Source organism: Janthinobacterium sp. UMAB-60 (assembly GCF_900095235.1).
Classification (GTDB): domain Bacteria; phylum Pseudomonadota; class Gammaproteobacteria; order Burkholderiales; family Burkholderiaceae_D; genus Janthinobacterium.
This window is the reverse complement of sequence record NZ_LT607490.1, coordinates 252,772-260,581: the sequence shown is the minus strand read 5'-3', so window position 1 is coordinate 260,581 and position 7,810 is coordinate 252,772. Positions and strand designations below refer to the sequence as shown.

The following is a 7,810-nucleotide window of genomic DNA, read 5'->3' as shown; positions in this document are numbered from 1 at the left end:
GCCCGCTTCAATGTGCGCCACACGGACGACGTCGTCTGCGTCACCTGCCTGGCGGGCGCCGTGGAAGTCGTGTGGCAGCAGCGGCGCCAGACCCTCGATGCCGGGCAGCAACTGGTGTACGACGAGCGGGGCGTGCAGGCCGCCACGGCCGCGCAGGCGGGCGAGGCCAGCGCCTGGCGCACGGGCGCGCTGTCGTTTGTCGGCCAGCCGCTGGCCGACGTGGTCGATGAAATCAACCGCTACCGGCCCGGCCGGGTGCTGTTGCGCAATGCCGAGCTGGGCCGGCGCCTGGTGCGCATGCGTTTTTCCATCGGGCAAACCGATGGCGCGCTGGCGATGATACGCGACCTGTACGGCGCGCAAATGACCAGCTTGCCAGGCGGCATCGTCCTGCTCAGCTGATATCGTGTTTCCCTTTGGCAGGCTTGTTTAAAAATATTTGAAAATATTTTTCAAAAAACATTATCCCTTCCGCCATCGAGCTACGTCATGGAGGCATGGACGCCTGCGCTACCGCCAGGCTCCATTCCCTACTCTCTAGCCAGGAAGCCATTGCCATGACCAAGTTTCACACTGCCCAGCGCCCCGTCCCGAACGTCGACACGGGCGCGCAGCGGTCCTCCACGCTGGGCAGCCGCTTGCGGCTCACGCCGCTCGCTTACGCACTGACCACCATGTTGATGGCAGGCGCCTTCACCACGCCGGCGCGCGCGCAGCAGGCGTTCAGCGGCGGCTGGTTCGCGGCCAAGGGCGCGGCGCAGAACACGGCATCGACGTCGGGGCGCCTGCCGAATGGCCAGCCGCTGCCGCTGGGCAGCCGCCCCGAGGGCCAGCAACAGCAAGCGAACCAGCAATTGCAGCGCTCGCTCAACAACCTGAACCTGGCCGCGCGCGCCATCGCCGCGCAGCAAGCGGCCCAGGCGCAGGCGCGCCAGGCGGCCGCCAGCGGCGCCAGCGTGCCGAATGGCCTGGCGCAAGGCGGCTTGCAGGTCGACACCAACAGCCTGACGGCCGGCTGGCTCAATGCCCAGGCGCCCGTGCAGACAGTAGCGAACGGCAAAACGGCCGTGGTGGTGCAGCAGACGGCGGACAAGGCCATCCTGAACTGGGAAACATTCAATGTGGGCAAGGACACGACCCTGACCTTCCAGCAGCAGAAGGACTGGGCCGTGCTGAACCGGGTCAACGATCCGCAAGCGCGTCCCAGCCAGATCCAGGGCCAGATCAAGGCTGACGGCACGGTGCTGCTGGTCAACCGCAACGGCATCGTGTTTACCGGCACGAGCCAGGTCGATACGCGCAGCCTGGTGGCGGCCGCGGCCCGCATCGGCGACGCGCAATTCCAGAAGGACGGCATCTACAGCCCCGGCACGGCCGGCGCCACGACGTTCACCGATGCGGCCGGCAAGGTGCAGGTGCAGGCGGGCGCGCGCCTGTCCAGCAATGCGCCCAAGGGCAGCACGGAAGGGGGCGGTTACGTGATGCTGCTGGGCAAGGAAGTGCACAACGGGGGCGAGATCAGCACGCCCAAGGGCCAGGCCCTGCTGGCCGCCGGCGACAGTTTTACCATTAAAAAAGGCGTGGGCACGGACGGCAATCCGCTGTCGAGCACGCGCGGCAGCGAAGTCACGCCGCAATTCGCGGCCGGCGGCACGGCGGGCAAGGTCGTCAACACGGGCCTGATCCAGGCGCGCGAAGGCGACGTCACGCTGGCCGGGCGCGACGTGCGCCAGGAAGGCGTCGTGCTGGCCACCACCACGACGGCCACGCGCGGCACCATCCACCTCAATGCCCTGGGCAGCGACGCGGCCGTCACCGTGGGGCGCGGCGCCACCACGGCTATCCTGGTCGAGGACGACGGCAAGACGACGGCGCTCGACAGCCAGCGCGACGCCATGCGCGGCCCGGCCGTGACGTCCACGGAAAATATTCTCGCCGTCAACGACCGCCGCGACCAGTCGCGCATCGAGATCGGCAGCGCCGGCACGGTGGAATTCATCGGCGACTCGCTGACCCTGGCCACGGGCGGCCAGATCGCCGTGAATGCCGCCAGCCGCAGCCTCGTGCGCGATGGCGCCCAGCTCGACGTCTCCGGCGCCGTGGGCGTCAAGGTGGCGATGGCGGCGAACAATGTCGAAATCAATGTGCAGGGCAACGAGCAGCGCGACGCGCCCGTCAACCGCGACGGCAAGGCCTTGCTCAACAACAATATCTGGGTCGACCGCCGCAAGCTGGTGTTGGTACCGAAAGGCACGAACGGCTATGACAGCGACCGCTGGTACACGGCCGGCGGCTTGCTGGAAGTGGCCGGTTACCTGGGCACGCAAGGCCATTCCGTCAGCGAATGGATGGCGCAGGGCGGCACGGTCACCTTCGGCGGCAAGGATGTCGTCACGCAGGCCGGCTCCGGCATCAACCTGTCGGGCGGCACCCTCGACGTGCAGACGGGCGCGCTGCGCCAGACCTGGCTGAAAGGTGCGGACGGCAAGCTGTACGAGGCGGGCAGCGCGCCGGCCGACCTGGCGTATGCGGGCGTGTACAAGGGTTACGAGGAAGAACACGCGCGCTGGGGCAAGGATGCCAGCGCGTTTTACGCCAATCCCCTGATCGCCGCGCGCCAGCGGCTGGAAAACGGCTACACGGTGGGCCGCGACGCGGGCAAGCTGGTCATCGCCACGGGGTCGGCCGTTCTTGAAGGCGGCATCGCGGGCGAGGTCTTCCAGGGCGAGCGCCAGACGCAGGCGCCGCAGGCGCTGCTCGACGGCTACCAGCAGTCGCAACTGGCGGCCGCGCAGCGGGGGCAACTGATCGTCGGGCAATATCAGCCCATGTTCGACAAGCGCACGGGCGTGCTGCAGCATGTGCTGTCGGCCGTCATGGACGACGTGCGCCTGACGCGCGTGCAGGACGGCATCGCCGCCGGCCTCGACGTGACAGGCGCGCTGGCATCTGAGCGCCAGGGCAAGCTGCTGCTCGACACGGGCTTGCTGAATGAGCAGCATCTGGGCGCCATCCGCCTCGCCGCGAAAGGATCGATCACCGTCGACAGCGCGCTGCAGGTGGCCGACGGCGGCAATATCACCGTGTACGCCAAGGATGTGGCCATCAATGCCAGCCTGCGCAGCCATGGCGGCAGCATCATGGCCGGCAATGTGCTGAACCAGATCGGCGCGCTGGGCATGGTCGATACGCTCGTCAACCCGGGCGGGCCAGGGGGCCAGCTGCTGCTGGCCGCTGGCGTCAGCCTCGATACCAGCGGTCTGTTGAGTAACGTGCTGCGCGACCCGCTGGCCGCCGCCGGCCTGCCATATATCAACGGCGGCAATGTGTCGCTGCGGGCGAATGGCGACGTGCGCATCGGCAATGGCAGCCTGATCGACGTCAGTTCGGGTGCGGGCATCCTGGCACAGGCGAAACAGCAGGGCGGCAAGGGCGGCAATGTGACCCTGGCCAGCTATGGCGCGCAGGCTGACCTGCTGCTGGGCGAGGGCGCGCAAGTGCGCGGCCATGGCGTTGCGGGCGGCGGCAAGCTGGAATTGCAGGCGAACAAGATCGCGATTGGCGACATTGCAAAACCCGTGGCGGGCACCCTGCAGCTGGGCGGCGACTTTTTCGACAAGGGTTTCGCGAGCTACAGCCTGCTCGGCAAGCAGGGCTTGACGGTGGCGGACGGCACGCAGGTCGACGTGCGCATGCCCGTGCTGCGCGTGGTGGACAATGAAAAACTGGCCCTGTGGACGCCGGAGCAGGTGACGGAAAACGCGCTCAAGGGCACCTTGACGCAGCGCAAGGGCGCCAGCCTGGCCCTGCAGGTGGGCGATATCCAGTCCGGCGCGGCCGATATGGCTACTGCCGAACTGCTGGTGGGCAAGAATGCCGTGGTGAATGTCGATGCGGGCCAGTCCATCAAACTGGCCAGTGTGGGCCAGCTGACGGTGGAAGGCCGGCTGAACGCCTGGGGCGGCAAGATCAGCCTGGGCGGCGTGGGTGTCGATGTGAATGTGTCCGAGGCCGTGGAAGCGGCCGGCCATGGCCGTTCCATCTGGATCGGCGAAAATGCCGTGCTCGACGTGGCGTCGCGCGCCGTCACGGCCACGGACGCGCAGGGCCGGCGCTACGGCAAGGTGGTCGATGGCGGCAGCATCGTCATCGGCGGCGAGATCAACCATGCGCAGGGCAGCACGTCGGCGGTCAGCCTGTTCGTGGTCGTGCGCGACGGCGCCGTATTGGATGCTTCCGGCGCGCACGCGGTGCTGGACGTGAACGGCGCGGCCATCGACGTGGCCAGCGCGGGCGGCAGCATCGCGCTGGCGTCGAACAATGGCTTGTACCTCGACGGCCAGCTGCTGGCCCGGGCGGGCGGCGCGGGCGCGGCGGGCGGCACCCTGTCCGTGGCCACGGGCACGCCCGAATACAAGAAAACCCTGGCCACGACCAGGGTGCTGCAGGGACGCCAGCTGAGGTTGACGCAGCGGCAGGGCGCCAGCGACCTGGCCGATGGCGTGCATGCGCAGGACGCGGCGCCGCTGCTGCAGTACGGCCATGGCCGGTTTTCCGTGGAGCAGGTGGAAACGGGCGGTTTCGCCAACCTGGCCTTGCTCGGCGCCGCCTCCTTCGATGGCGATGTGTCGCTGAAGATGCAGCAGAGCTTCCAGCTGTACGGCGCGCCCGTGCTGTCACCGGGCAGTTCGCCCGGCGCGCGCATCAGCATCGCGGCGCCGTATGTGCGCCTGGCCAGCATCAAGCCTGCCGGGCGCGATTTCTATGTCACGCCAGGCACTGCGGGAGCATCGCCCCTCGCCAGCCAGATCAGCATGGCGGGCGACCTGATCGACGTGCGCGGCATGGTCAATATCGTTGCCGACGACGTGCGCCTGAGCAGCCGCGGCGACCTGCGTTTCCTGCTGTCGCCGCTGGGCTGGGATGGCAACCAGGCGACGACGGTGCTGTCCACGCCGGGCGACATGACCCTCAGTGCGGCCCAGCTGTATCCTGAAACGGGCGCCGGCGCCGCCGTGCGCGCCGGTTATGGCTTGATCGACGGTAAGTTTGGCTACAATCCCGCGCACCGCCTGAACATTGCACGCGCGAGCGACAGCGTGCCGGCCATGCCGTATTCCGCCTTCGGCTCGCTGGAGTTGGGCGCCGCGCATATCGAGCAGGGTGGCGTCGTGCGCGCGCCGCTGGGCCGCCTGTCGATCGGCGCGGCCGGCTATGACAATGACAAGAGCCTGACGGTGAATCTATTACCAGGTAGTATCACCTCCGTCAGCGGTGCCGGCCTGGTCATGCCGTACGGCGGTACCGTCGATGGCCAGGCCTGGAATGTGGACGGCAAGTTGGCCGCCTTCATGGGCGTGGGCGGCTTCAGTGCGCAGGGTGGCTTGCGCGTCGGCGTGGAAATGGCCGGCGTGGCCGTGGACGTGCAGCCGGGTGCGCTGCTCGACCTGTCCGGCGGCGGCGAACTGACGGGCGCCGGTTTCATCGCCGGCCGCGGCGGCTCCACCGATGCGCGCTATCATCCGTTGATGCAGGTGGGCGCGAATGGCGGCTTCGTCTTGCCGGGCCTGACGACCAACCCTGTGTACGCCATCGTGCCCGGCGTGCAGGCGCCGCAATCGCCTTCGGGCGCAGACAAGGCGGCATCCGATGCGGCCGTGGGCCGGCAGGTGACGATAGGCAACGGCGTGCCGGGCTTGCCCGCCGGCACCTACACCCTGATGCCCTCGACCTATGCCTTGCTGCCGGGTGCCTTCCGCGTGGAACTCAACGGCCTGGCGGCCCAGGGGAGCGCCGGTTCGCTGGCGCAACCGCTGCGCAATGGTTCCTGGGCCGCGCCCGGCACCCTGTCGATTGCCGGCACGGACATCCGCGCGCCGCTGGCCAGCCAGCTGATACTCACGCCGGCCAAGGTCTTGCGCACGTATTCCCAGTACAACGAAACAGGCTATGCCGCCTTCGCCCTGGCCGATGCGCAAACGCGCGGCATTCCCCGCGCGCAGCTGCCATCCGATGCCAAGACGCTCAAGCTGACCCTGGCGCAAGACGGCGGCCTGGACACATTCCAGTTCAAGGGCACTGGCAAGTTCGGCGCGGCCGAGGGCGGCTACGGTGGCACCGTGCTGCTGGGGTCGAGCAATGTCGCCAACGGCGAGATTGAAATCCTCGCCGATGGCGCGCCAGCCACCAGCGGCGCCGGGCAGGTCAGCGTGCGCGCCTCGAGCCTGAATAAGATCGGCGCGGCCCGCATTGTGGTAGGCAACACGCCTACGGTGACATATGGCCAGGGCGGCAATTACGTGAACTTCGGCGTCAACTCGGCGCGTGCCATCTATCTGCGCGCGGGCGCCGTGCTGTCGGCGCCCGAGGTATTCCTGGTGGCCCAGGACCCGGGCAATTACCAATTGGGCGATGGCGTGATCGATATCGCGCCTGGCGCGGGCATCAACACTGTGGGACGGGGCAAGGCCGCGTATGACGCCAACGACGGCTTCATCTACAAGAGCCGCGCGGACATGCACATGCTGGCCGCCTCGAACGGCTTGATGAACGTGGCGCCGGTCGGCGGTTCGGCGCGCGGTGGCATCCGCATCGGCGTGTGTGCCGACGCTTGCGCCGGCACAGGCACGGGCACAGCGAGCCTGTACTCGGAAGGCACTTTGCTGCTGTCGACGAATGGCAGGTTTGAACTGGACGACACGGCGCGCTACGGCACGCGCAACCTGAGCCTGTCTGTGGGCGCTATCAACATGGGCAGCAGCGAAGCGCTGGCGGCGGCGCAGGCCAACGGCACGCGTTCCAGCGGCCTGGCCATGAACCAGGGCGTACTCGACCGCCTGCTGCGCGGCGATACCAGCACGGGTGCGCCGGCCCTGCAGGCGCTGATGCTGAGCGCGGCGGACGGCGTCAATTTCTATGGCGACGTGGTGCTCGACACCTACGACAAGGGCACGGGCAAATCGACGCTGGAACGCCTGGTGCTGACCACGCCCGCCATGTATGGCCAGGGCGCGGCTGGCACGGTGGCCACCATCCGCACGGCCAACCTGATCTGGGGCGGCGCCCTGTCGCCGGCCGGCAACGTGATCGCGCATGGCGCCGGCACGGGCAGCGGCACGCTGAACCTGGAAGCGGAGCGCATCGATTTCGGTTTCGGCCCATTCACGCAGCCGGCCGGCGTCGCCTCGTTCGACCGCCTGGCGCTGGGTTTTGGCTACGTCAACCTGAAAGCGTCGGGCCAGGTCACGGCCAACCACAAGGGCAGCCTGTCCGTCTACCAGGCGCAGGGCGCCTATGAAACGGGCAAGGGCTACCAGTACAGCGGCGGCAAGCTCAATATCAGCACGCCGCTGCTGACGGGCGACGCCGGTTCTGCGCACAGCTATACGGCGGGCGGCGCGCTGAAGGTGGCGGCGCCGGCCGGCGCGGCGCCAGCGGCTGCCGTCAAGAATAACGATGGGCTGGGCGCCCAGCTGACCTTGAGCGGCGACAGCGTGACTGTGGCGACGGCCGTGGTGCTGCCGAGCGGCAAGCTGACCATCAGCGCGCAGCGCGACATCAGCGTGGCCGACGGCGCGCGCATCGACATGGCGGGCCGCAAGAGCACCTTTTTCGACGTGGATAAATACAGCTGGGGCGGCGACGTGACCCTGGACAGCCGCGCCGGCGATATCCGCGCAGCTAGCGGCAGCGTGATCGACCTGTCGGCCGAACACAACCGCGCCGGCAGCCTGAAGGCAGTGGCGCTCGATGGCGCGGCCGGCATGGTGGACTTGCAGGGCAAGATCCTGGGCGGCGCCAGCGGCAGCTA

General features: G+C 68.3%; 2 protein-coding genes. Both read left to right on the top strand.

Annotated elements, in window-relative coordinates; all coding sequences use genetic code 11:
• On the top strand, positions 1–402 hold a 402-nt coding region (locus K0F86_RS27595; RefSeq protein ID WP_374197298.1), incomplete at its 5' end, for a FecR family protein.
• A 155-nt stretch (positions 403–557) separates the two neighbouring features.
• Positions 558–7,810 (top strand): filamentous hemagglutinin N-terminal domain-containing protein (locus tag K0F86_RS16135; protein ID WP_219135346.1); only part of this gene is annotated, 7,253 nt, incomplete at its 3' end.